Here is a 24,998-nt window from a genome sequence, read left to right as displayed (position 1 = left end):
ATCAGGAACGCATAAGGGCAGGCCGATCCGGGTTTCCCGGTCGGCCGGCTCCCCCTCGGGGGGGCGACGCCGAAGGCGTCTTGGGGGCGGAGATTCAGTCTTGCGGCTCGGCGAGCCGGTAGCCGATGCCCGGCTCGGTCAGCAGGTGCTGCGGCTCGGCCGGCTCGGCTTCCAGTTTGGCGCGCAGCTGGCCCATGTACAGGCGCAGGTAGTGCGTGTGACCGATGTACTCGGCGCCCCAGACGTCGACCAGCAGCTGCCGGTGCGTGACCACCTGGCCGGCCTGGCGCACCAGGCGCGCGAGCAGCTTGTATTCGGTCGGCGTCAGGTGCACCGGTGCGCCGCGCAGCAGCACGCGGTGGTTCGGCAGGTCGATCTCCAGATCACCGTGCACATAGTTCGTGATCGACGCGGCCATGGCCGTGCCGCGGTGGCGCAGCGCGACGCGCATGCGCGCGAGCAACTCGCCGATGCCGAAGGGCTTGGTCAGGTAGTCGTCGGCGCCGGCGTCGAGCAGCGCGATCTTCAGGCCGTCGGCCTGGCGCGCCGAGATCACCAGCGCCGGCGCATTGCGGCGGCGGCGCAAGGCCGCCAGCAGCGCCGAGCCGTCGCCGTCGGGCAGGCCGAGGTCGAGCAGCAGCAGGTCGGGCTCGGCATGGGCCAGCAGCGCCAGGCCCTCGGAGACGCTGGCGGCCGTCAGCACCTCGTAGCCTTCGAGCGCCAGCGCGTCGCGCAGCGTCGCGCGCAGCGCGGCGTCGTCCTCGGCCAGCAAGACCTTCAGCGTCATTCGGGTGGACTCTCCACCGCCAGGCTCAGCTCGAAGCTGGTGCCGCCGTGGCCGCGCGGGCGCAGCCGCAGCTCGCCGCCGTGGGCGCGGGCGATGGCGCGGCACACCGCGAGGCCGACGCCGGCGCCGGGCTGCGCGGCGGCATCGGCAAGCGCCGCCGATCCGTCGCCGCGCTGGAAGACATCGAAGATGCGCTCGCGCCAGCTCGGCGCGATGCCCGGTCCGCGGTCGCGCACCGCGAGCAGCACCCGCTGCTCGAGCCGGCGCACGAGGATCTCGACCGGCGCGTCGGGCGGGCTGTATTTCAGCGCGTTGTCGACCAGGTTGTCGAGCAGCTGCGTGATCAGCAGCGCGTCGCAGCGCAGCAGCGGCAGGCCCGGCTCGAGCCGCGCATTGAGCCGGCGCGACGGGTCACGTGCCCGGGCGCGGCGCAGCACGTCGCCGACGATCTCCTCGGCCGATTCCCAGTCGCGCTGCAATTCGAGCCCCGGCGCGTCCAGGCGTGCGAGCTGCAGCGTGTTGTCGGCCAGCCGCCGCAGCCGGCCGGCCTCGTCGACGATGCGATCGGCGAGGCGCCGGCGCTGCGCCGCATCGAGCCGCGCATCCTGCTCCTGCAGCGACGATGCGGCGCCGAGGATCGACGCCAGCGGCGTGCGGAAATCGTGCGAGATCGCCGCCAGCAGCGCGTTGCGCACGGCCTGCAGGTGCGCCTGGTCCTGCGCGGCGCGCTCCGCGGCGTGGATCTGCACGCGCTGCAGCGCGAGGCCGAGCTGGTCGCACAGCGCCTGCGCGTGCTGCCGTTGCAGCTCGGCATCCGGCGGCAGGCTGCCGGGCAGGGGCAGCAGCGCGGCGCCGAAGGCGGCGCCGCGTCCACGCAGCGGCAGGTACCAGGCCGGCAGCTCGTGATGGCGCCCGGTGCCGGGCCCCATCGCCTGGCCCTGGCGCAGGCAGTGCCAGAGGCCGGCGCGCTGGTCGGCATCCGGTGCGCCGAGCTGCATCGCCGCGTCGTCGTCGTTGCCGCGCGGCAGCGCCGCCTTCAGCAGCAGCAGCGCGGCGGGCGCGCCGGCCAGTGTCGACAAGGCGGCCTGCAGCCCGGCGCCATGGGCCAGCGGCTCGGCCGCATCGCGCAGCGCGTCACCCCAGTCGCGCAATTGTTCGGCGCGGCGGCGGTGCTGCAGCGCGTCGGCGGCACGGCGGCGCTGCAGGCCGATCAGCGCCGCGACGATGGCGCTGACGCCGAGCATGCCGCCGAGCAGCAGCGCGTGGTGCTGGCCCGCGACGGCGAAGCTGCCGCGCGGCGGCACGAAGACCCAGTTGAAGGCCACCACCGCCAGCGCGCTGCCGGCCAATGCCAGCGGCACCGGCAGCCACAGGCTCGCCAGCGCCGAGGCCAGCACCAGCAGCATCGCCAGGTTCGACAGGTCGACGCGGCCGTCGAGTGCCAGCATGGCGGCCCACGCCAGCGCCCAGACGGCGCCGGCCGCTGCCAGGTCGAGCGCCAGGCTGCGCACCTGCGGGCGCGGCGATTGCCAGGGCGGCGCGGTCGGTTCGCGCAGGCTGTCCGGGTTCATGCCATGGACCTTAGCAGCGCGCGCATCAGGATGGCATCAGGACCGGCTGCACAATGACTCCCCCGATGACCCTGCGCGAATCCGTCCCCTCGCCGTCCTCGTCGCCCTCGGTGTGGCGCACGCTGCACCACCCGGCGTTCCGCGGCTGGTGGTTCGCGAGCGCCGCGTACTTCATCGGCAATGCGATGCAGGGCATGGCGGCGGCCTGGTTCATGGTCGAGCGCACCGATTCGCCCTTTCTCGTCGCCTCGGTGCAGACAGCGGTGTTCCTGCCGATGTTCGTGCTGGCGCTGCCCGCCGGCGTGCTGGCCGACACCACCGATCGGCGCCGGCTGATCCTGTGGACGCTGTACACGCAGACGGGCGCGGTCGCCTTGCTCGCGCTGCTGGCGCTGACCGGCTGGGCCGGGCCGGCGACGATCCTCTTTTTCACCGCGCTCACCGGCTGCTGCACCGCGATGATGTCGCCGGCCTGGAACTCCACCGTCGGCGAGATCCTGCCGCGCGACGAGCTGCCGCAGGCGATCGTCGCGATGAGCATCGCCTACAACGCGGCGCGTGCGCTCGGGCCGGCGCTGGCCGGCGTGGTGTTCGCGCTGGCCGGCGGCGCGTCGGTGTTCGGGCTCGCGCTGCTGGGCATCGGCGTGCTGGCGCTGGCGATCCGGCGCTGGCCGCCGCGCCAGCATCCGCCGAGCCGGCTGCCGGCCGAGCGGCTGTGGGGCGGCACGCTGGCCGGGCTGCGTTATGCGCGCCACTCGCACACCATCCTCGCGCAGCTGGTGCGCACGGCCGCCTTCGGCGGAGCCGGCTCGGCGCTGTGGGCGCTGCTGCCGGTGATCGGCCAGCAGCGGCTCGGCCTCGGCGCCGAGGGGTTCGGCCTGCTGATGGGCTGCCTCGGGGCGGGTGCCGTGGCCGTCGGCCTGGTGATCGGCCCGCTGCGCCAGCGTGTCGGGCTCGAGCGGCTGGTCGCTGCCGGCTGCGTGATCTTCGGCGCGGTGATGCTGATCGCCGCGTTCTCGCGCTGGGCGCTGCCGCTCTACATCGCGCTGGTCGCCAGCGGCGCGGCGTGGATGGCGGTGATGTCGACCTTCAACACCGCGACGCAGACCAGCGCGCCGCCGTGGGTGCGTTCGCGCGCGACGGCGCTGCACGTGCTGAGTGCGCTCGGCTCCTTCGCGATCGGCTCGGCCTTCTGGGGCATCGTCGCCAGCGTCTTCGGCCTGCAGGCGGCGCTGTGCCTGGCTGCGGCGCTGATGTTCGGCGGGCTGCTGCTGGTGCGGCCGTTCCCGCTGCGCATGGGCGCCGAGCTCGAGGTGACGCAGGCCGTGCCGGTGCCGTTCGAGGACCTGCTGGTTGCCGACGAGCCGGACCCCGAGGCCGGGCCGGTGGCGGTCGAGCTCGGCTATCGGATCCGCCCGGTCGACACCGCCGAGTTTCTCGACACCGTGGCGCTGCTGCGCGCGCCGCGCCAGCGCGACGGCGCGACCTTCTGGCGCCTGTACAAGGACCTGGGCGACCCGACGCGCTATGTCGAGCGCTTCATCGTCACCTCGTGGGCCGACTATCTGCACCAGCGCGCCCGCGCGACGCTGGCCGACCAGGCGATCGAAGCGCGCGTGCGCGCCTTCGTCATTGATGGTGAGGCCGTCACCATGCAGCACTACATCGCGGAACGGTAGGGTTCAATTCGACGCCTATCATCGTTCTCCCGAACAACATCTCAGGGAACGAACGATGCACACACTGCAGTCCCCCTACCGGGAGACGCGCCGCCACGAGCTGCGCAAGAGCCGGATGCTGATGGTCGACGGCAACCTGATCGTCAACCAGCGCACGAGCGAAGGCGGCCTGTCGAGCCGCGTCTACGAAGGCGGCTACTGGGGCTTCGCGTCGGCCCCCGGCGGCAGCGCCGACAGCCTCGAGCAGCAGGCGCGCCGCAACGCGCAGGCGATGGCCCGCTTCGGCCGCCGCAGCGCGCACCCGCTGCCCGGCGGCGCCTACCGCGGCGAGCACCGCTATGCCGGCAAGCCGCTGCTGACGCCCGGCGAGTGCATCGATCGGCTCGCCGCGCTGCACGCCCATTGCAAGCGGCAGTTCCCGGGCCTGAAGTCGACGCGCTTCGCGCTGCTCGAAGAAGAGCACAGCAAGCGCCTGAGCACGAGCATCGGCGGCGAATCGCTGGCCAGCATCCAGCGCGCGCTGTGTTACCTGACCCTGATCGGCGAAGACACGCAAGGCACGCCGATCGAAGTCTTCGAGCCACTGTCGAGCAAGGGGAGCCTTGCCGAGATCGATTTCAGCGTCGAGGCGCTGGCGCCGCTGCTCGACCGGATGCACGAGCACCTGCAGGCCAAGCGCCATGCGGTGACCGCCGAGGGCGGGCTGCACACCGTGGTGATGGCGCCCAAGCTCGCCGGCATGCTGGCGCACGAGGCGATGGGCCACCCGTGCGAGGCCGACATCGTGCTCGGCGGCGCCGTCACCGGCGACCTGCTGGGCCAGCGTGTCGCCAGCGACTTGGTCACGATGATCGACTACGCGCACACCTTCGACGGCGCCGAGGCGCGCGTGCCGGTCTATGTCGACGACGAGGGCACGCCGGCGCGCGATGCGGTGCTGATCGAACGCGGCATCCTGCGCGGCTTCATGAGCAGCCGCGAGACGGCTGCGCGCCTCGGCATCGAGCCCAGCGGCAGCGCGCGCGCCTTCGGGCCGAACGACGAGCCGCTGGTGCGCATGCGCAATACCGCGATCCTGCCCGGCACCGACAAGTACCAGGAGATGATCGCCGGCGTCGAGCGCGGCTACCTGCTGATGAGCACGTCCAACGGCCAGGCCGATTCGACGACCGAGTTCATGTTCGGCATCAACCTCGGCTACGAGATCCGCGACGGCAAGCTCGGCCGCGCGATCCGCGACACCACCTTGTCCGGCAGCGCGATCAAGGTGCTGCAAAGCGTCGACGCGGTGTCCGACGACATGGTCTGGGACTGTTCGGGCTATTGCGGCAAGAAGCAGACGATGGTCGTCTCGATGGGTGGCCCGGCGCTGCGCGCGCAGGCGCACCTCGGGGGGGAATGAGCATGGGAATGAGCATGGACCTGCACGACCACGCCGAACACGCGCTGGCGCTGATGCGCACGGCCGGCTTCGAGGCTGCGCGCGCCGAAGCCAGCCGGCTGCACGGCACCGAGGTGAACCTGGCCCACAACGAGCCCAGCCTGCTGCGCAGCACGACGGTGGAGAAGCTCGCGCTCGCCGGCATCGTCGACGGCCGCATGGCCGCCACCGAGCTGAGCGACCTCGGCGATGACGCCGTGCGCGCGGCGATCGGCGCCTTGTTCACCGACGCGCGCTCGTCGCCGCAGGACGGCGCGAATGCGCTGAGCGCCGGCCAGCAGGCCGAGCTGCTGCAGGGGCCGCAAGAGGCCGACGAGGCGCTGCTGGCCGACAAGGTGGCCGAGCTGCTCGAATTCCGCACCCGCGAGACGCCGGCGATGATGCTCGAAGAGGGCTTCGTCGCGCACCAGCGGCTCGAAGCGCGCCTGCTGAGCAGCGGCGGCAGCTCCATCGGCTGCCGCCTCGGCTGGCACCGCTTGAGCCTCGCCGGCACTGCGAAGATCGGCCTGCGCACCAGCTCGTTCAATTTCGTCGACGGCAACAGCAACGACCTCCGCGCGCTGCCCGCGCAGGCGCATGCCGGCATCGAGCCGATGCTGCGCGACACCGTGCGCCAGGTCGATGCGCAGCGCATCGCCGCGAAGTTCGTCGGCGACGTGGTGCTGACGCCGCCCGCCGTCGCCAGCCTGCTCGGCTGGCTGCAGGGGCAACTGGCCGACATGCACCTGATCGCCGGCAGCTCGCTGTACCGCGAGCGCGTGGGCGAGTTGATCGCCGCGCCGCTGCTGTCGCTGAAGAGCCGCTTCGATGCGCCGGGCATTGCGGCGATCTCGGCCGACGGCTTCGTCGCGCCGCCGGTCGAGCTGCTGCGAGCGGGCCGGCTGATCAATCTGACGCCCAGCCTCTACGGCAGCCGCAAGACCGGGTTGAAGCAGGTGCCGATCGCCGCCGGCGGCTGGGAGGTGCCGGCGGGCGACACGCCGCTGGCCGACCTGCTCGGCGGCGTGCGCCACGGCGCGCTGGTCGGGCGGCTGTCGATGGGCAACCCGGCGCCGAACGGCGACTTCTCCGGCGTGATCAAGAACAGCTTCCTGCTCGAAGGCGGCAGCGTCGGCCCGGCACTGCGCGAGGTGATGGTCAGCGGCAACATCGCACGCATGCTGCTCGACGTGCAGGCGGTCAGCCGCGAGCGCATCGACACGGGGGTGTGGAACCTGCCGTGGCTGCGCATCGGCGGGATGCACTTCTCGTGACGCCGCGCCGCGCACTGCTGCTCGCCACCGCCGCTGCGCTCGCACCGGCGCTGGCGCATGCCGCCGACTGGAACTGGACCGGCAAGACGGCGCGCGGCTCGGGCACGCTGACGCGCGAGCTGCGCGTGATCGAGCCCTTCCACACGCTGCGCTTGTCCGGCAGCGTGAAGGTCGAGCTGCGCCAGGCCGATCGTGATGCGGTCGAGGTCGAGACCGACGACAACCTGCAGCCGCTGATCCAGCTGGTGCAGCGCGACGGCGCGCTCGACATCGCCGAGCGCGGCCCGATCAAGCCGACCCAGCTCTCGATCGTCGTCTTCGTGCGCCGGCTCGAATCGATCGCCGTCGGCGGCGCGGCCGGCCTGGTGGCGCCGGGGCCCTGGCTCGGCGAGCGGCTGCGGCTGGATGTCGGCGGCGCGGGCGTCGTCAAGTTTTCCGCGCTGGCGGTCGAGCATGTCGGCGTCGATGCCGGCGGCAGCAGCGTGCTGAACCTGGGCGGCCGCGCCGGCGTGCTGAAGGGCGCGCTCGGCGGCGCGGCGACGCTGAGCGCCAGGCGCCTGCAGGCCCGCGAGGCCGACCTGCGCGTCGGCGGCAGCGCGCAGGCGGTGTTGTGGGTGCGCGAGTCGCTGCAGGGCAGCGTCGGCGGCGCCGGCGGGCTGCGTTACTACGGCAAGCCGCGCACCGATGTGTCGCGCGGCGGCGCCGGCAAGGTCGCCGCACTCGGCGCCGAGCCGCCGCCCTAGAGTTTCAGATCGAAGAAGGCCTCGGCCAGCACCTGGCCGTTGATGCGCAGATCGACCACGTGGCGGCCGGCGTGATAACGCCGCGTCGTCACGGCCTTCAACGAATGGCGGCGTTCGAGCCGGCGCTGCTCGCGCGGCGCCAGGTCGATGACCCAGCCCTTGAACACCTTCGGGCTCAGGCGGCCATCGGCCTTGACGTGGTGCACCGCGTAGTCAATCGCCAGCCGCTGCGGTTTCGCGGCGCGTGAGCGCAGCTCGAGCGTCAGCTGCAGCGCGCCGCCCACCTGGGCGCGCGCCGGCGCCAGCGACAGCGCCAGCTCGCCCCTGAAGCGCTGGCCCAGGCCCCAGGCGCTGAGCACCTGCGCATCGCCATGCTTGATCAGCCCGCGGCTCGCATGCTTGAGCAGCGCGGTGCGTTCAGCCGATGCATCGGGCAGGTGGCGCGCGAGCCAATCGGCCAGCAGCGCGGGATGGTCCTTGGCGATGTCGTTCAGGTGGTTCGCGACGCTGCGGCGCACGTAGCCGCTCGGATCGTCCTGCAGCGCCTCGAGCAAGGGCAGCGTCGGCGATGGGTCCTGCACCAGCGGCTGCAGGCGCAGCCCCCACGGCAGCCGCGGCCGGCTGCCTTCGCTGACCAGGCGTCGCACGTGCGCGCTCGGGTCGTTCAGCCAGCGTTCGAGCGTCGTCCAGCAGACGGCCGGATGGCGCAGGATGAAGGGCCGGATCGCGAACTCCGCCGTCGCCCGCTGCGTCATCGCATGCAGTGCCGTGAGGCCGCGCTCGGGCGCATCGATCGCCAGGCGGCTGACGGCTTCAGTCAGTGGCCAGACGGCCCAGCCGCCGAGGCCCGCGGCGCTGCTGCGCAGCGCCGCGAGGTCGTCGCCAACGCCCGGCGGCCCCAGGCTGCGCTCCATCAGGCCGCAGGCGCGGTCGACGTCCGCCGGCAGTGTCGCGACGAGCGCGCCGGCGACTTGGCGCACACGGTCCTTCAGCTCCAGCGCGTCGAGGCCGGCCAGCGCCGTGGCCTCGAAATCGCGCCGCGCGAAGCGGCGATCGGCGCGCTGCAGGTGCTCGCCGATCGTGCGCACCAGCGTCGCGTCGATCGCGTTCTTGAACGGTTCCATGCGCCGATGGTGCCAGCCTCGGTCGATACTGGCCGCGGGTCTCTCGGGGAGTGCGGCGATGGCGCGGCGGATCGGGTGGACGTGGGTGATGGCCTGGCTCTGCGCGGGCGCGACCGCGGCCGCCAGCGCGAGCGAGCCGCTGTTCCTCGATCTGCAGCAGCAGGGCGCGACCACGTCGCGCACCCTGACTGCTCACCTGCTGCCCGCGCAGGCCGATCTCGGTCGGCCGATCAGCCTGTTCGTTGCGGCGCTGCTGCCGGGCGGCGCCTGGGTTGTGCTGTCGCCCGCCGGCTGGCTGCCGCTGGGGGCCGAGCCGCCGGCCTGGCAACACGCGCAGCCGGCCGCCTTCTCGCACAGCGTTGCGCTGGTCGATGCGGCTGACGTCGGCGGCCTGCTCGGCACGCGTGTCTTCGCCGGCTACGGCCACGCCACCGGCACGGTTGCGGCCGCCTGGGCCGAGATGCTCGCCGCCGGCCGCTACCGCGAGATCGGCACGCTGCGCGCGGCGCCGACGCTCGGGCTGAATGCACCGGCCTCGGCGCCGGCCTGTCCGGCCGATGCCGGCGCGCCGCTGTTCGGCACCGCGCCGATCGACCCGGTGGACTTCATCGCCATGCGGCCGCTCGGCTTCCAGTCGAACCCGATTCATGTCTTCCCGGCCAAGCACGGCGCGTTCTCGATGACGCCGCTCGGCGCCACGCCGCAGGCGCGGCCGGTGCGTGCGCCGGCGCGCGCCAGCGTGCGCGAGATGATCCAGGTGCGCATCGCATCGGGCGGCGGCAACTACCAGGTCTTCATGCACCCGTGCCGCGAGGTGCGGCTGTACTTCGGCCACCTGGCGACCGTGTCGACGCGGCTGCAGGCGGCGTTCGACGCCGGCACGCCGCGCTGCAGCGCGATCTCCGGCGAGCTGACCACCTGCCGTCGCGACGACCTCGACCTGGCGCTCGACGAGGGCGAAGTCTTCGGCCACGGCCCGGACACCGCCGGCGTCGACTTCGGCCTGGTCGATGCGCGACGGCCGGCAGCCGGCTTCATCTACCCGGAGCACTACGACGCCTACTACCCGTTCTGGCAGGCGCCGCTCGACTACTTCAACAGCGCGGTGCGGGCCGCGCTCGCCGCGAAGACGGGCAGCGTGCTCGGCGCGCTGCGCCGCACCGCCGAACCGCTCGGCGGCAGCCATGCGGTGGACCTCGCCGGCACCGCCCAGGGCAACTGGTTCGTGCCCGGGCGCTACTGGATCGACAGCGGCGGCGACAGCGCGGGCCTGCTGGCGCTGGGCAGCGACTACGTCGACCCGGCGCAGCCGCTGCTCGCCCACGGCGGCGCCGTCAGCGGCCTGGCTGCCGGCCTGATGGCCTACACGCCGCGCGACAGCGGGGCGGTGAATCGCCGCTTCGCCGACATCAGCGGCGGCGGCACGTTTTGCCTCGAAGGTTTTCTCGGTGGCCGCAGTCCCGGCGAGATGCCTCTGAGTGCGCCGTCCGGCGCGCTGATGCTGAAGCTGCTCAACCCGGTCGCGCTGCGCGTCGAGTGGGTGCCCGGCAGCGACTGCTCGGTCCTGGCGGGCTGGGCCTTCAGCACCAAGGCCGCTGTTTTCGTCCGTTAGGAGCCGCCCTCGAAACGGCCGTGCCGCCCGGCGCCGGCGGCAAAACGCGCCGCGCCGGCCTGCGCCTCGGCGAAGACCACCGGATAGCCGCCGGCGCCCTCGCGCTGCAGTGCTTCGGTCAGCGGCAGGTCCCACTGCGCGAAGGCGCTGGCGCGATCGGCGCGCAGGCATTGCTGCGGAAAGCCGGCGATCTGCCGCGCCAGCGCCTGCGCCTCGGCGAGCGCCTGGCCGTCGTCGACGACCCGGTTCGCGAGGCCCATCGCCAGCGCCTCGTCGGCAGCGACCGGGCGGCCGGTGAGGATCAGGTCGAGCGCGCGGCCCATGCCGACCAGCCGCGGCAACCGCACCGTGCCGCCATCGATCAGCGGCACGCCGAAGCGGCGGCAGAAGACGCCGAACACGGCGCTCTTCGCGGCCACGCGCAGATCGCACATCAGTGCCAGCTCCAGGCCGCCGGCGACCGCGTAGCCTTCGACCGCGGCGATCACCGGCTTGCTGAAGGCGATGCGGCTCGGCCCCATCGGGCCCGGGCCGCTGCCGTCGGGCGTCAGCACGTTGGCGCGCGCCGGGTCCGCGAGCGACGTCAGGTCGGCGCCGGCGCAGAAGTGCCCGCCGCCGCCGGTGAAGACCGCCACCGCCAGCGCGGCATCGGCCTCGAAGGATTCGAAGGCGTCGCGCAAGGCCGCGGCGGTCGGGCCGTCGACCGCATTGCGGCAGCCGGGCCGGTGCAGGGTGATCGTCGCCACCGGGCCGTCGCGCTCCAGGTGCACGCTGCGGGAGGGATCGTCATCGGACATGGCTTCGGTCTCCTCGGCTAAGCTGCGCACTGTCTCACGAGCTTCCGAATTCCTCATGTTCACAGGCATTGTTCAGGGCGTCGCCACGGTCGCCGCGATCGACGACCGCGCCGGGCTGCGCAGTCTGACGCTGTCCTTTCCCGCGGGTTTCGACGGGGGTCTCGAGATCGGCGCCAGCGTGGCCTGCGACGGCGTCTGCCTGACGGTCACCACGCGCCCCTCACCCGACCGCGCCACCTTCGACGTGATGCAGCAAAGCCTCGGCCTGACGACGCTCGGCACGCTGTCCGTCGGCAGCGCGCTGAACGTCGAGCGCGCGGCGAAGGATGGCGCCGAGATCGGCGGCCATCCGATCTCGGGCCATGTCGATTGCCAGGGCACCGTGCTCGCGATCCGCCAGCCGGAGAACAACCACGTGCTGCGCATCGGCGTGCCGGCCTCGCACATGCGCTACGTCTTCGCCAAGGGCTACATCGCGATCAACGGCGCCAGCCTGACGGTGGCCGAGGCGCATCGGCGCGAAGGCTGGTTCGAGGTCTGGCTGATCCCCGAGACGCTGCGCATGACCAGCTTCGGCGCCAAGCGCGAAGGCGATGCGCTGAACATCGAGATCGAACGCGGCACGCAGGTCGTCGTCGACACGGTGCGCGATGCGCTCGAGGAACGCCTGGGCGCGCTGCTGCCGGCGCTCGAGGCGCTGCTCGCCGAGCGCGGCCACAGCCTCGCCGAGCTGGGCGCACCGGGCGGCAAACCCGGCTCCTGATCCGCGATGGCTGCGCCGCCGAACAGCCCCTCCGCGCCGGTGCCGGCGTACCGGCTGCTGTTCGAGCGCAACCCGCTGCCGATGTTCATCGTCGACCGGCGCACACGCTGCTTCCTCGCGGCCAACCAGGCCGCGGCGCGCGCCTACGGCTACAGCGAGGACGAGTTCCGCGGCATGACGCTGTTCGACATCCGGCCGATCGAGGACCGCGCGCGGCTGGAGGCCTACCTCGCCAGCGTGCCCGCGGCGGTGCCGAGCCCGGAGCCGACGGTCTGGCGCCATCGCCGGCGCAACGGCGAGGTCTTCGAGGTGGAGGTGGTGTCCGACGCGATCGATTTCGACGGCCAGCCGGCGCGGCTGGTGATGGTCAAGGACCTGACGCCGCTGCGGCGGGCCGAGGCCGAGCTGCTGGCCAGCGAGCGGCGCTTTCGCCGCATCGTCGAGACCGCGCGCGAGGGCATCTGGTCGATCGATGCCGAGGCCCGCACGACCTTCGTCAATCCGGCGCTGGCGCGCATGCTCGGCTATGCGCCGGCCGAGATGCTCAATCGCCCGCTGTTTCACTTCATGGACGACGAGGGGCGCATCGATGCCGAGCGCAACTTCGAGCGCCGGCGCGCGGGGCTGGGGGAGCAGCACGACTTCCGCTTCCGCCACAAGGAGGGCCATGCGGTCTGGGCCACGCTGTCGACCAGCCCGATCTTCAATGACGACGGCACCTTCGGCGGTGCGCTGGCGATGGTCACCGACATCACCGAGCGCAAGCTGGCCGCCGCGCAGGCCTTCGCGCGCAGCGAGCTGATGACGATGGTCGCCGGTGGTGCGCCGCTGGGCGACGTGATGGCGGCGCTGGCGCGTCATGTGGAGAGCGAGCTCGCCGGCGCGCGGGTCTGCATCATGGCGCTGGATCACGGCCGGCTGCGGCTGCTGGCCGCGCCGGCGCTGCCGGATTTCTTCCGCGAGGCCGCCGACGGGCTGGTGGTCGGACCGCAGGTGTGCACCTGCGGGGTCGTCGGCTACAGCGGCCGGCGCCAGATCACCGAGGAGATCGCCAGTGATCCGAACTGGACCCTCTATCGTCCATTGGCCGCGGCCGCGGACCTGGTCTCGGTGTGGTCCGAGCCGATCCTCGGCCGCGCCGGCGCGCTGCTCGGCACCTTCGGCATCTACCGCGGCCGCCGCCATGCGCCGGACACGGCCGAGTTCGCGCTGGTGGCCGGCGCGGCGCAGATCGCGGCGATCGTCATCGAGCGCAAGCGCGCCGACGAGGCCTTGCGTGAATCGCAGAAGATGGAGTCGCTCGGCACACTGGCCGGCGGCATCGCGCACGATTTCAACAACATCCTCGGCGCGATCCTCGGCAACCTGAGCCTGCTGCGGCAGCAGCCCGGCATCGCGCCCGGCGCCGACGAGCGGCTGGCGCAGATCGACCGCTCGGCGCAGCGTGCGCGCAACCTGGTGCAGCAGATCCTCGCCTTCAGCCGGCGCCAGCCGCAGGCGCTGCGCGCGCAGCCGCTGCAGCCGCTGGTCGAGGAATCGCTGGCGCTGCTGCGGGCCTCGCTGCCGGCCTCGGTGCGGCTCGATGCCCGGCTTGCGATACGGCCCGGCGAGGCGCCGCTGCACGTGCGCGCCGATGCGACGCAGATCCAGCAGGTGCTGATGAACCTGTGCTCGAACGCCTGGCATGCGCTGCAGGAGGCGGCCGGCCGCGTCGAGGTCGGCCTGGAGGCGGTGACCCTGGACGCCGCCGCGGTGCAGCGGCTGGGCCACCGCCTCACGCCCGGCGCGCACGCCCACCTGTGGGTGCGTGACAGTGGCAGCGGCATGGACGAAGCCACCCGCGCGCGCATCTTCGAACCCTTCTTCACGACCAAGCCGGTCGGCGTCGGCACCGGGCTCGGGCTGGCGGTGGTGCACGGCATCGTCACCGAGCATGGCGGCGCGATCGCCGTCGACAGCGCGCCCGAGTGCGGCTCGACCTTCCACCTGTACTTTCCGGCGGTGGATGCGGCGGACGCGGCGGCGGAGCCGACACTGAGCGCGCCCGCGTCAGCCGCTGCGACGGCCGACCGGCCGCGCCACATCCTGTGCATCGACGACGACGAGGTGATGCGGCTGACCGAGGAGGGGCTGCTGACCAGCCTGGGCTACCTGGTGACCGGCTGCGAGACCGGGCGCGAGGCGATCGAAGCGGTGCGCGCCGCGCCCTTCGCCTTCGACCTGGTCATCGCCGACTACAACATGCCGGACCTGTCGGGCATCGACGTCGCCCGTGCACTGGCGCGCGTGCGGCCGGCGCTGCCGGTGCTGATCAGCTCGGGCTACATCACCGAGGAGATGCGCGCGCAGGCCGCGGCACTGGGCGTGCGCGGCCTGGTGCGCAAGGAGAACACCGTCGACGAGCTCGGGCCGGCGGTGCAGCAGGTGCTCAGCGTCAAAGAGACTGACCGTTCAACTTGACGGACAGCGCTTCCTGCGTCCAGGGCATTGCGGTGCCGCTCAACACGAACTTGACCATGATGCCCTTGCCGTCGATGTACCAACTGGTCGCCGTGTATCCGGACTCGCCCGCAATCGTCGACTCGTACTTGCAGGCGCTGTAGGTCCCGGCGGGTACGGTCACCGACTCGCGGCCGACGAACTTGGTCGTGGTCGTCGTCGTCGTGGTTGCGCTGCTGGTGTTGACCATGGGCGGCACGCCCGGGATCGTGAAGGTCGTCGTCGTCGTCGTCGTCGTCACATCGGTCGCCGTCGTCGTTTGTGAGGCGCCCGCAGCCAGACCGTAGTACGACGTGGTCCAGGGCGGCGTCGCGATGGTCTTGATGTCGGTCGTCGTCGTGCTGACGCCCACCACTGTGTTCGATGTCGACTGCTGGCTGCCGTAGTGCGTCACCTGGGCATCGCCGGTGCGATTCCGGAATTCGTGGATTTCGGTGTTCTGCGCATTGCCGCCCAGCGTGCCGGTGGTCTTGACGACCGTCTCGATGGCCGAATTGCCCTCGAAGGTCTTCGGGCCGACCACCAGGGTGTCGGTAGTCGCGGTGCCGTTCAGGGCGCCGGTGTAGCGGTAGTCGACCAGCGTACGGGTGCCGGTCGTCTCATTCAGCGCAAGGTCGACGCAGCCGTTGTTTGGGCCCGGACTCGGGTTCGGATCGACCGGCGTGATGAAGTCGGTCACCAGGCCGACATAGACCGGGCTGGAACCGAACGGGCCGCCCATCACGTAGACGCCGTTCATCGTGTAGCCCATGCCCAAACTGATGACGACGCCGAGGTAGACGCCGGTTTCGGGGTAGTAACGAAAGCGGAACGGCGCGAACGTGCCCGTGGTCTTGTGGCCGGGGAAGTACGTCGGATAGACGCTTTCGCCGGTGTTGAGCAACTGCTCGGCGGTGGACTCGAGCGAGATGGCCTGTACGCGCACCGCGGCGAGCCGCGTGCGCAGGCCGGCGACGGCAGCGGCCGGCGTCTGCGTGGTCGATTCCGAGGCTTCGTCGCCGCCGCCGCAAGCGGCGAGCAGGGCGGTCGCGGCCAGCGCGAGCAGGTGCTTCTTCATGGAGAACTCCGGGTCATGTCGGGATAAGCGGAATCCTAGGCCGCTGCCCCGACCCGGAATGCTAAATAACTGCTAGTTCAGCGAAGGCGTGACCTTCGGCCAATCGCTCATAGGCGAAGGGCGACAGGTCCAGGCTGCGCCAGCCGCCTTCGAGCAGCCATTCGGCGATGCCGCGGCCGACGGCCGGCGCATGCTGCAGGCCATGGCCGGAGAAGCCGTTGGCGAACAGCAGGTTCGTCAGCTCCGGATGCGGGCCGATGATCGCGTTGTGGTCGAGCGGATGCACCTCGTAGTAGCCGGCCCAGGCGCGCGTCATGCGCAGCGCCTCGAAGGCCGGCACGCGGTGGGCGAGCGCAGGCCAGAGCCGGTCTTCGAACTGCGCGACGTCGGGCTGGTCCAGCGGCAGGTCGTCGGGGTCGTCGTCGTATTCACCCGGCGTCCAGGCGCCGATGAAGCCATGGCCCTCGGAACGGAACCAGCAGCCGCTGGGATCGATGACCAGCGGCGTGCACGGCAGCGCGGTCGGGCAGCTGAACGCAAACACCGTGCGCCGGCGTGCATGCACCGGCAGGTGGATGCCGGCGAGCTGCGCCACGCCGCGCGCCCACGGCCCGGCGGCGTTGACAAAGGCATCGGCTTCGAGCCGCGTGCCGTCGGCCAGCCGCGCGGCGACCAGCCGATCGCCGGCGCGCTCGAGCCCGTCGACACGTGCCTTGTGCCAGCGCGCACCGAGTGAACGCGCCTTGCGCGCCAGCGCGCGGGCGAAGGCATAACCGTCGAACCAGCCTTCGCCGGCTTCACCCAGGCTCGCCAGCTGCACGTCGTCGCTGTTCAGCCAGTGAAAGCGCTGCTGCAGCGCGGCGCGGTCGAGCAGCCGCACCGGCGCACCGAGGTCGCGCTGCACCGCGTGGTTGGCCTCCAGCACGGCCGTCGCGCCGGTGGCGAGGAACAGGTAGCCCGAGGGCACGAAGCCGAGCTCGACCGGCTCGTCATCGACGCCGAGCCAGGCCTGCGCATTGGCGATCACCTCGTGCCCGAATTGCGACATGCGCACGTTGATCGCGTTCGAGAACTGCTGCCGGATCGAGCCCGCCGACAGCGCCGACGAAGCCTGCGCGAGCCCCGGGTCGGGCTCGATCACCGTGACGTCGACGTTCGAACCGCCTTGCAACTTCAGGAACAGCGCGACGGCCGAGCCGACCGCGCCGCCGCCGATGATCAAAACCTTCATGCGGCGAGCAGCTGCCGCAGCACGAACGGCAGGATGCCGCCGTGCTGGTAGTAGTCGACCTCGATCGGCGTGTCGATGCGCAGGATCAGCGTCGCGCGCTTCTCGCTGCCGTCGGCGCGGCGGATCACCAGCGTCGCCTCGCGCTGCGGCGCGAGCTCACCGTCGACCTCGATGTCGATCAGCTCGTCGCCCTTCAGGCCCAGGCTCTGCCACGAGTCACCGGTCTTGAACTGCAGCGGCAGCACGCCCATGCCGACCAGGTTGCTGCGGTGGATGCGCTCGAAGCTCTTCGCGACCACCGCCTTGATGCCCAGCAGCTGCGTGCCCTTGGCCGCCCAGTCGCGGCTCGAGCCGGTGCCGTATTCCTCGCCGGCGAAGATCACCGTCGGCACGCCGGCGGCGATGTACTTCATCGCCGCGTCGTAGATCGGCAGCACGTGGCCGCGGTCGACGCCCTCGGCCTGGTAGGTCGTCAGCCCGCCTTCGACGCGCGAGCCGTCGGCGCGCGCGGGCAGCATCAGGTTCTTGATGCGCACGTTGGCGAAGGTGCCGCGCATCATCACCTCGTGGTTGCCGCGGCGCGCGCCGTAGCTGTTGAAGTCGAGCTTGCCGACGCCCTGCGCCTGCAGGTAGAGCCCCGCCGGCGAGCTGTCCTTGATCGAGCCGGCCGGCGAGATGTGGTCGGTGGTGATCGAGTCGCCGAACAGCGCCATCAGCCGCGCGCCGCGCACGCCGGCGCGCACCTGGTCGACATCGTTGGCCGGCTTGAGCCGGAAATCGGCGAAGAAGGGCGGCTGCGCGATGTAGGTGCTGGCCGGCCAGTTGTAGACCTGGCCCGTCACGCCCTCGATCGCTTCCCACAGCGGCCCGGGCTTCGAGGCCACCTGCGCATAGTTGCGCCGGTAGGCCTCCGGATCGAGCGCGTGGCGCATCAGCGCATGGATCTCGTCGCTCGACGGCCAGATGTCGCCGAGGTAGACCGGCCGCCCGTCGGGATCGTGGCCGACCGGCTCGGTCATCAGGTCGCGCCGCATGCTGCCGGCGATCGCATAGGCCACCACCAGCGGCGGGCTGGCGAGGAAGTTGGCCTTCAGGTTCGGATGGATGCGGGCCTCGAAATTGCGATTGCCCGACAGCACCGCGGCGCAGACCAGGTCGTTGCGCGTGATCGCGTCGTTGATCTCCGGCGTCAGGTCGCCGGCATTGCCGATGCAGGTGGTGCAACCGTAGGCGGCGACGTGGAAGCCGAGCTGCGCCAGCGGCTTCAGCAGTCCCGCCTTTTCGAGGTATTCGGTGACGATGCGCGAGCCCGGCGCGAGCGAGGTCTTGATGTGCGGCGAGACCGTCAGCCCGCGTTGCACGGCCTTGCGGGCGAGCAGGCCGGCGGCCAGCAGCACGCCGGGATTGCTGGTGTTGGTGCAGGAGGTGATCGCCGCGATCAGCACGTCGCCGTTGCGCAGCGTGAGGCCGTTGCCGAGCTCCACGGCATGGTCGATCTTCGCTGCCGGCAGGTTGAAGCCGTTGGCTTCGGGCAGCGCGCCGAGCAGGCCGGTGAAGCGCTGCGCGACCTGGCCGATCTCGATGCGGTCCTGCGGCCGCTTCGGGCCGGCGAGCGACGGCGCGACAGTGCCGAGGTCGAGTTGGATCACCTGCGAGAAATCGATCTCGCCGGGGCGCGGCACGCCGAACAGGCCCTGGGCGCGGAAATAGGCCTCGAAGGCCTGCAGCTCGTCGGGCGTGCGGCCGGTGCCCTTCAGGTACTCCAGCGTGCGCTGGTCGACCGGGAAGAACCCCATCGTCGCGCCGTACTCGGGCGCCATGTTGGCGATCGTCGCGCGGTCGGGCAGCGCCAGCGTCTCGGTGCCCGCGCCGAAGAATTCGACGAACTTGCCGACCACCTTGTGCTTGCGCAGGATCTCGGTGACGGTGAGCACCAGGTCGGTGGCGGTGACGCCCTCGCGCAGCCGGCCCGAGAGCTCGAAGCCGACGACGTCCGGCGTCAGGAAGTACACCGGCTGGCCGAGCATCGCCGCTTCGGCCTCGATGCCGCCGACCCCCCAGCCGACGACGCCGATGCCGTTGATCATCGTCGTGTGGCTGTCGGTGCCGACCAGCGAGTCGGGGTACAGCACGCGGTCGGCGCCGCGGTGCACGCCGCGCGCCAGGTATTCGAGATTCACCTGGTGCACGATGCCGAAGCCCGGTGGCACGACGCCGAAGGTGTCGAAAGCCTGCATGCCCCACTTCATGAACGCGTAGCGCTCGCGGTTGCGGCTGAACTCCAGCTGCATGTTCAGGTCCAGCGACTGCCGCGTGCCGTAGTGGTCGATCATCACCGAGTGGTCGACGACCAGGTCCACCGGCACCAGCGGCTCGATCGTCTTCGGGTTCTTGCCCAGCGACGCGGCGACGTTGCGCATTGCCGCCAGGTCGGCCAGCAGCGGCACGCCGGTGAAGTCCTGCAGCACGACGCGGGCGACGACGAAGGGGATCTCGGCGGTGCGCGGTCCCGTCGGCTTCCATTCGGCGAGCTCGCGCACGTGTTCTTCCTCGACGCGCTTGCCGTCGCAGTTGCGCAGCACGCTCTCGAGCACGATGCGCAGCGAGACCGGCAGGCGGGCGATGTTCGGATAGCGCTCGGTGAGCGCCGGCAGCGAGTGGAAGCGGGCGCCGCGGCCGGCCGCGGGCAGGTCCTTCAGCGTGTCGGCAAACGGGTGGGTCATCGGGGTTCTCCATCGCCTGGTCGGGTGCGGCCCATTCTGGCAGTGCTGCCCTGCTTGCTGAGGGAACACCCCCACGTCGAGCAGCCGGGTGCGGGCCCCCCGATTGCCATAATCCGCCGATGCCCCCCACCCCTGCACCCTTGCGGCCCGAGCCCCACGTGCTCCGGCCGCATACACCGCTGGCGGAGTACTACGCCGACGAGCCCGAACGCCAGCAGTACATCCGCCGCATCTTCGACGACACCGCCCCCGACTACGACCGCATCGAGCGCGTGCTCGCCTTCGGCACCGGGCCCTGGTACCGGCGGCGCGCGCTGCAGCGCGCCGGGTTGGCCGTGGGTGCGAAGGTGCTCGATGTGGGCATCGGCACCGGCCTGGTCGCACGCGAGGCGCTCAAGCTGATCGGCCCGAATGGCCGGCTGGTGGGCGTCGATCCGAGCCCGGGCATGATGAACGAGGTGCTGCTGCCCGGCGTCGAGCTGCTGCAAGGCAAGGCCGAGTCGCTGCCGCGGCCCGATGCGAGCAGCGATTTCGTCAGCATGGGTTACGCATTGCGACACATCAGTGATGTGACCGCGGCCTTCGCCGAGTTCCACCGCGTACTCAAGCCCGGCGGCCGGTTGCTGGTGCTCGAGATCACCAAGCCGACCGGCCGTTTCGCGACGCGGATGCTCAAGGGCTACATGCACGCCGTGGTGCCGCTGATCGCCCGCGTCGTCGCGCGCCGGCGCGACACCGCCGAATTGTGGCGCTATTACTGGGACACCATCGAGGCCTGCATCCCGCCCGAGGCGGTGATCGAGGCGCTGCGCGAGGCCGGCTTCACGAGCGTGCAGCGCTACGTCGAGTTGGGCATCTTTTCCGAATACACCGCAATCAAGAAGGCATGAGCGTTCCGACCCCCCCCGAGACGGCCTCCCCGAAGATCGAATCCTGCGACGTCCTGGTCATCGGCGGCGGCCCCGCCGGATCGACCGCCGCTGCGCTGCTGGCGCGCCAGGGGCGGCGCGTCGTGCTGCTGGAGAAACTGCACCACCCGCGCTTCCACATCGGCGAATCGCTGCTGCCGGCGAACGTCGCGCTGTTCGACAAGCTCGGCGTGCGCGAGCAGGTCGAGCGGATCGGCATGCCGAAGTGGGGCATCGAGTTCGTTTCGCCCGACCACGAGCACCGCAGCTACCTCGAATTCGCCGACGCCTGGGACAAGACCATGCCCTACTCGTGGCAGGTGCGGCGCTCGGAGATGGACGAGCTGCTGTTCCGCCATGCCGCGACCTGCGGCGCACAGACGCTCGAGGGCTGCCGCGTGAAAGACGTGGCCTTCGATGACGATGGCGCGACGGTGCAGGCCGAGCTCGACGACGGCGCGACGCGCGGGCCCGACAATGGCTCTACGCGCCAGTGGCGCGCGCGCTTCGTGCTCGACTGCTCGGGCCGCGACACCTTCCTCGCGCACAAGTTCAAGTGCAAGGAGCGCAACCCCGAGCACAACAGCTCGGCGCTGTTCGGCCACTTCCGCAACGCGCGGCGGCTCGAAGGCAAGAAGGAAGGCAACATCAGCATCTGCTGGTTCGAGCACGGCTGGTTCTGGTTCATTCCGCTGCTCGACGGCACGACCAGCGTCGGCGCGGTGGCGTGGCCGTATTACCTGAAGTCGCGCGACAAGCCGCTGAAGGATTTCTTCCAGGACACCATCGCGCTGTGCCCCGAGCTGGCCGACCGGCTGAAGGACGCCGAGCTGGTCGACGACGCGGTGCACGCGACCGGCAATTTCTCGTACATCGCGAGCCATTGCAGCGGCGAGCGCTACCTGATGCTCGGTGACGCGTTCACCTTCATCGATCCGATGTTCTCGTCGGGCTTCTACCTCGCGATGCACAGCGCCTTCGACGCCACCGACGTCGTCGCCGCCAGCCTCGACGGCACGCCGCGCGCCGCGGCCAAGGCGCGCAAGCGCTACGAGAAGACGATGCGCCTGGGCCCGCGCGAATACTCGTGGTTCATCTTCCGCGTGACAAACCCGACGATCCGCGAGATGTTCATGTACCCGGGCAACCCGCTGCGGGTGAAGGAAGCGCTGCTGTCGCTGCTGGCCGGCGACATCTACGGCAAGACGCCGATCTGGCCGTCGCTGTGGGCGCTGAAGAGCATCTACTACATGATCTTCGTGCGCCACCTGAAGCGCTCGCTCGCCGGCTGGCGGCGGCATGCGGTGAACATCCGCGACTACGGCGCGCTGAAGGGCGAGAACGTCCAGGCACTGAAGTAGCCGCGGCTGCGGCGCTGGGCGGCGAGCGTCAGGTCAGTGCGCTGCCTGCGAGTGCGCGCCGCCCGGCTTGGAGATGCCGGCGATCGTCTCGCCCGCGGTCTCGGCGTCCTCGCATTGCACCAGGTCGCTCACCGACAGGATGCCGACCATGCGCTTGTCGCGGTTGAGCACCGGCAGCCGCCGCACCTGGATGTCGGCCATGTTGTCGGCCACGACCTCGAGATCCTCGTCCTCGAAGCAGTACATCACGTCGCCCGACATCACCTCGCGGATCTTCGCGTCCGGGCCGAGGCCGCGGGCGACCGCGCGCACCGCGATGTCGCGGTCGGTGATCATGCCGATCAGGCGATCACCTTCACCGACCGGCAGCGCGCCGATGTCGTTGTCCGCCATCTGCCGGGCGGCTTCGCGGATGGTCTCGTCGGGACTGGCCAGGCAGACATCGCTGGTCATGATGTCGCAGACTTTCATGGGAGGCTCCTGAGTGGGCGTTCGGACCAGAAAGGCGGGCAGGCGGCGTGCCTGCGTGATCAGCGGCCGCTGAACCGCGGCATCCGCTTCGCGGCGAAGGCCGCCCGGCCTTCGAGCAGGTCCTCGCTCGCGGCGCAGGCCGCTTCGCGTTCGCGCAGCCGTCCCAGCTCGAATTCGCCGCGGGCGATCTCGTCGAGCGAGGTCTTCATGCCGCGCAACGCGAGGGGCGCGCCGGCGCGCAGTGCGTCGACATGGCGCTGCACTTCGGCGTCGAGCGCTTCGGCGGTGACGCAGTGGTCGAGGTAGCCGATGCGCAGCAGCTCGTCGGCCGGCAGCGTCTCGGCGAGCAGGAACAGGCGCTTCGCGGCCGGCAGGCCCAGCCGCGTGACGTAGCGGCGCAGGCCGTTCGGGTAGTAGTGCAGGCCGAGCCGGGCCGCGGGCATGCGCAAGGTCAGCGTGTCGATGCCGATGCGGAAGTCGCAGGCCAGCGCCAGGTCGGTGGCGCCGCCGAAGACGCCCCCATTGAGCCGGCAGATGCTCGGCACCGGCAGCGCCTCGACGGCGTCGACGGTCTGCTCGAACAGCGCCGGGCCGGCACTGGCATCGGCATCGAGCTCACCGAGGTGATAGCCGGCGCAGAAGCTCGCGCCGGCGCCGGTCAGCACGACGACGCGCAGCGAGGGGTCGGCGGCCAGCGTGCGGCAATGCGCCTGCAGCGCCAGCAGGTCTTCGCGGTGGAGCCTGTTGTGGTGCGCGGGGCGGTTCAGCGTGATCGTTGCGCAGCCGTCGGCAATCTGCAGCAGCGGCGGGCCGGGGGTCGATTCGTCCATCCGTGGATCGTCGCACGGTCCGTTGACGGCGCCGCCGCGGCGCCCGTCCGATCGGCCTTGAATCAGGCCGGCACCGCCTGCGTTTCCGCGCGCAGGCCCGTCAGGTAGGCCTGCGTCACCTGACGGCCGATCTTCACCAGGTCGAAGGCGGTCGGGTCGAGCATCCAGTTCTGGATCAGCCCGTCGATCAGCGCATGCAGGCCGAGTGCGGCCGCCCGGGCCGGCAGCCGGTTGCTGAGCAGCCCGAGCTTCATCGCGCGCTTCAGGTCACGCTCGACCTCGGCCAGGCAGTCGTTGCGGCATTGCAGGTGGCGATCGCGCACCGCGAGCAGCTCGTCGACGTACTCGACCTTGTGCGTCGCGATCTCGAAGACGCGGCGCGTCGGCTCGTGCTCGGCGGTGAGCTTCAAGGCACGCAGCAGGCGGTCCTGGATGAAGGTCAGCGGATCGTCGCCGTCGGGGCACGCGCCACAGCCGGCGCCGGCCTCTTCGAAGGGCATGATCGCCCGATCCATCATCGCGTTGAACAGGTCCGCCTTGTCCTTGAAGTGCCAGTAGATCGCGCCGCGCGTGACCTGGGCGGCGGCCGCGATGTCCTGCAGCGACGTGCGGGATACACCTCGTTGCTGGAACAGCAGTTCCGCGGCGTCCAGAATCGCGTGGCGGGTGGCGAGAGCTTCGTCTTTGGTACGGCGGGCCATGACAGCAGGCGTCAGCAGGCCATGATCGTAGACGGGCCGCGCCGCTTCGGTTGCACAGGTTCGGGATAGACCCTACTCCGAAGCATACATTCATGCATGTATGTAAACTGCCGCGCAACCTTTGTCGGGCTTCGCACCGACCGGGGCGTGGATCCCCAGCACACACGACAGACACCGGCCGATCGAGCCGGCGCTCCCATCTCGAAAGGTCGGCTTGTCATGCCCGCAGTTCGCTCCCTCCCTCCCCGTCGCAGCACCTGGCCCGTCGCGGCCGTCACGGTCGCCTCGATGCTCGCCGTCGCGGTGTTGATGGCCGCCTGCGGCAAGTCCGGCGCCGACAACGGAGGCCACGGCGGCCCCGGTGGCGCCATGCCGCCGGCGGCGGTTGCCGTGGTGGCGGCCGCGCCGGTCGACGTGCCGGTGGTCTATGAATATGTCGGCCAGACGGCCGGCTCGCGTGAAGTCGAGGTGCGTGCCCGCGTGCCCGGCATCCTGCTCAAGCGCAACTTCGCCGAAGGCATGGCGGTGCGCCAGGGCCAGTCGCTGTTCACGCTCGACCCGGCGCAGTTCCAGGCCGCGCTGAACCGCGCCGATGCCGACCTGGCGGCGGTCGAGGCCCGCGCCGCGCAGGCCATCCGCACGCACGCCCGGCTGAAGCCGCTGTGGGAAGCCAAGGCGGTGAGCCAGCGTGAATACGACGACGCAGTGTCGGCCGAGCAGATCGCCCGCGCCGACGTCAAGGGCGCGCAGGCCAAGCGCGCCGAGGCCGCGCTGAATGTGGGTTATTCGAAGGTCGAGGCGCCGATCAACGGTGTCGCCGGCCGGTCGCAGGTGTCCGAAGGCACGCTGGTCGCCGGGCCCGAAATGCTGCTGACGACGCTGGTGCAGACCAATCCGATCAAGCTGCGCTTCGGCGTCGCCGACACCGACCAGATGCGCTGGCGCACGGAGTCGGGCGCCGGCACGTTGAAGCTGCCGGCCGGGGGCGCCTTCGAGGTCGAGCTCAAGCTCGCCGACGGCAGCACCTACCCGCGCCGCGGCAAGCTGTCGTTCGCCGATACGCGGGTCTCGGGCAATACCGGCACCGTCGAGGCCGAGGCCGAGGTTCCGAATCCGGACGGCGCGTTGAAGCCGGGGCAGTTCGTGCGCGTGCGGCTGCTCGGCGCACATCGCCCGCAGGCCTTCAAGCTGCCGTCGCGCGCGGTGCTCGAAGGGCCGCAGGGCAAGTACGTCTACGTCGCCGCCGGCGGCAAGGCGCAGCCGAAGCCGGTGACGGTGGGCGATCAGCTGGCCGACGGCTGGATCATCCAGCAGGGCCTGGCGGCCGGCGACCAGGTGATCGTCGACGGCATGGCGCGCATCTTCTTCCCCGGCGCGCCGGTGCAGGTGGCCGGGCCGGCGTCGGCAGCGTCCGCGCCCGCGACCTCGAAGGTCGCTTCGAAGTAAG

The 24,998-nt window shown here is 71.2% G+C and carries 20 protein-coding genes; 10 read left to right on the top strand and 10 right to left on the bottom strand.

Features of this window, described 5'->3' with window-relative positions:
• Nucleotides 1-94: 94 nt before the first annotated feature.
• Together HLB44_RS10610 and HLB44_RS10605 are read right to left on the bottom strand one after the other, a co-directional pair.
• On the bottom strand, nt 95-787 hold the full coding sequence (locus tag HLB44_RS10610) for a response regulator (protein WP_173122550.1): 693 nt from the start codon (nt 785-787) through the stop codon (nt 95-97).
• Nucleotides 784-2,358 carry a sensor histidine kinase gene (locus tag HLB44_RS10605; RefSeq protein ID WP_173122549.1) on the bottom strand — a complete coding sequence of 525 codons (1,575 nt, stop codon included), beginning with the start codon at nt 2,356-2,358 and terminating at the stop codon, nt 784-786. Before HLB44_RS10605 ends, HLB44_RS10610 begins: the two co-directional genes overlap by 4 nt.
• A 65-nt stretch (nt 2,359-2,423) precedes the next feature.
• On the opposite strand from HLB44_RS10605, the gene HLB44_RS10600 reads away from it, so the two are divergent.
• Genes HLB44_RS10600 through HLB44_RS10585 form a run of 4 tightly spaced genes read left to right on the top strand, consistent with a single transcriptional unit; the run spans nt 2,424 to nt 7,474 of the window.
• Nucleotides 2,424-4,037, top strand: a complete 1,614-nt coding sequence (locus HLB44_RS10600) for an MFS transporter (protein ID WP_173122548.1) — start codon at nt 2,424-2,426, stop codon at nt 4,035-4,037.
• A 55-nt stretch (nt 4,038-4,092) separates the two neighbouring features.
• Nucleotides 4,093-5,439, top strand: a complete 1,347-nt coding sequence (locus HLB44_RS10595; protein ID WP_173122547.1) for a TldD/PmbA family protein — start codon at nt 4,093-4,095, stop codon at nt 5,437-5,439.
• 8 nt (nt 5,440-5,447) lie between these two features.
• A complete protein-coding gene (locus HLB44_RS10590; protein WP_173122546.1) occupies nt 5,448-6,731 on the top strand; it encodes a metallopeptidase TldD-related protein in 1,284 nt (427 codons plus the stop codon).
• Nucleotides 6,728-7,474, top strand: coding sequence for a GIN domain-containing protein (locus HLB44_RS10585; RefSeq protein WP_173122545.1), 747 nt, complete (start codon nt 6,728-6,730; stop codon nt 7,472-7,474). Before HLB44_RS10590 ends, HLB44_RS10585 begins: the two co-directional genes overlap by 4 nt.
• Here the strand turns inward: HLB44_RS10585 and HLB44_RS10580 are convergent.
• Entirely contained in the window at nt 7,471-8,598 is a 1,128-nt protein-coding gene (locus HLB44_RS10580) for a DNA alkylation repair protein (protein ID WP_173122544.1), read from the bottom strand. The two genes, HLB44_RS10585 and HLB44_RS10580, sit on opposite strands and share 4 nt — an antisense overlap.
• A gap of 58 nt (nt 8,599-8,656) precedes the next feature.
• Here HLB44_RS10580 and HLB44_RS10575 point away from each other — a divergent pair, with 58 nt between their 5' ends.
• Nucleotides 8,657-10,210 carry a hypothetical protein gene (locus tag HLB44_RS10575; RefSeq protein WP_173122543.1) on the top strand — a complete coding sequence of 518 codons (1,554 nt, stop codon included), beginning with the start codon at nt 8,657-8,659 and terminating at the stop codon, nt 10,208-10,210.
• On the opposite strand, the gene HLB44_RS10570 is transcribed toward HLB44_RS10575, so the two are convergent.
• Nucleotides 10,207-11,007, bottom strand: coding sequence for a crotonase/enoyl-CoA hydratase family protein (locus HLB44_RS10570; protein WP_173122542.1), 801 nt, complete (start codon nt 11,005-11,007; stop codon nt 10,207-10,209). The genes HLB44_RS10575 and HLB44_RS10570 overlap by 4 nt on opposite strands.
• A 55-nt stretch (nt 11,008-11,062) precedes the next feature.
• Between HLB44_RS10570 and HLB44_RS10565 the strand changes: the two genes are divergently transcribed.
• The gene (locus HLB44_RS10565) at nt 11,063-11,770 is read left to right on the top strand and encodes a riboflavin synthase subunit alpha (protein WP_173122541.1); all 708 of its coding nucleotides are present in this window, start codon (nt 11,063-11,065) and stop codon (nt 11,768-11,770) included.
• A 6-nt stretch (nt 11,771-11,776) separates the two neighbouring features.
• Nucleotides 11,777-14,230, top strand: a complete 2,454-nt coding sequence (locus HLB44_RS10560) for a hybrid sensor histidine kinase/response regulator (protein WP_173122540.1) — start codon at nt 11,777-11,779, stop codon at nt 14,228-14,230.
• Here HLB44_RS10560 and HLB44_RS10555 read toward each other — a convergent pair.
• The 3 genes from HLB44_RS10555 to acnA form a co-directional block, all read right to left on the bottom strand.
• Nucleotides 14,205-15,326 carry a hypothetical protein gene (locus tag HLB44_RS10555; protein ID WP_173122539.1) on the bottom strand — a complete coding sequence of 374 codons (1,122 nt, stop codon included), beginning with the start codon at nt 15,324-15,326 and terminating at the stop codon, nt 14,205-14,207. The genes HLB44_RS10560 and HLB44_RS10555 overlap by 26 nt on opposite strands.
• A 61-nt stretch (nt 15,327-15,387) precedes the next feature.
• Complete coding sequence (locus tag HLB44_RS10550; protein ID WP_173122538.1) at nt 15,388-16,557, bottom strand: NAD(P)/FAD-dependent oxidoreductase; 1,170 nt, start codon at nt 16,555-16,557, stop codon at nt 15,388-15,390.
• Nucleotides 16,554-19,280: an aconitate hydratase AcnA gene (gene acnA, locus HLB44_RS10545; RefSeq protein ID WP_173122537.1), complete on the bottom strand. Its 2,727-nt coding sequence runs from the start codon at nt 19,278-19,280 to the stop codon at nt 16,554-16,556. The genes HLB44_RS10550 and acnA overlap by 4 nt, the downstream gene beginning before the upstream one ends.
• Before the next feature lie 119 nt (nt 19,281-19,399).
• Here acnA and HLB44_RS10540 point away from each other — a divergent pair, with 119 nt between their 5' ends.
• Nucleotides 19,400-20,170, top strand: coding sequence for a class I SAM-dependent methyltransferase (locus tag HLB44_RS10540; RefSeq protein ID WP_173122536.1), 771 nt, complete (start codon nt 19,400-19,402; stop codon nt 20,168-20,170).
• Nucleotides 20,167-21,549 (top strand): NAD(P)/FAD-dependent oxidoreductase, encoded by a 1,383-nt coding sequence (locus HLB44_RS10535; RefSeq protein ID WP_173122535.1) that lies wholly within the window; start codon nt 20,167-20,169, stop codon nt 21,547-21,549. The genes HLB44_RS10540 and HLB44_RS10535 overlap by 4 nt, the downstream gene beginning before the upstream one ends.
• Nucleotides 21,550-21,582: 33 nt before the next feature.
• On the opposite strand, the gene HLB44_RS10530 is transcribed toward HLB44_RS10535, so the two are convergent.
• The 3 genes from HLB44_RS10530 to HLB44_RS10520 all read right to left on the bottom strand — a co-directional run bounded on the left by HLB44_RS10530 (nt 21,583) and on the right by HLB44_RS10520 (nt 23,551).
• Entirely contained in the window at nt 21,583-22,020 is a 438-nt protein-coding gene (locus HLB44_RS10530) for a CBS domain-containing protein (RefSeq protein ID WP_173122534.1), read from the bottom strand.
• A gap of 59 nt (nt 22,021-22,079) precedes the next feature.
• The gene (locus HLB44_RS10525; protein ID WP_173122533.1) at nt 22,080-22,850 is read right to left on the bottom strand and encodes an enoyl-CoA hydratase/isomerase family protein; all 771 of its coding nucleotides are present in this window, start codon (nt 22,848-22,850) and stop codon (nt 22,080-22,082) included.
• A 62-nt stretch (nt 22,851-22,912) separates the two neighbouring features.
• Complete coding sequence (locus HLB44_RS10520; protein WP_173122532.1) at nt 22,913-23,551, bottom strand: TetR family transcriptional regulator; 639 nt, start codon at nt 23,549-23,551, stop codon at nt 22,913-22,915.
• 288 nt (nt 23,552-23,839) lie between these two features.
• Here HLB44_RS10520 and HLB44_RS10515 point away from each other — a divergent pair, with 288 nt between their 5' ends.
• Entirely contained in the window at nt 23,840-24,997 is a 1,158-nt protein-coding gene (locus HLB44_RS10515; protein ID WP_217283610.1) for an efflux RND transporter periplasmic adaptor subunit, read from the top strand.
• The last annotated feature ends 1 nt before the right edge of the window (nt 24,998 follow it).

It is taken from the genome of Pseudaquabacterium terrae (assembly GCF_013266755.1).
Taxonomy (GTDB): domain Bacteria; phylum Pseudomonadota; class Gammaproteobacteria; order Burkholderiales; family Burkholderiaceae_C; genus Pseudaquabacterium; species Pseudaquabacterium terrae.
Note: the sequence above shows the minus strand (reverse complement) of the source record. Positions and strands in the feature narration are given on the sequence as shown.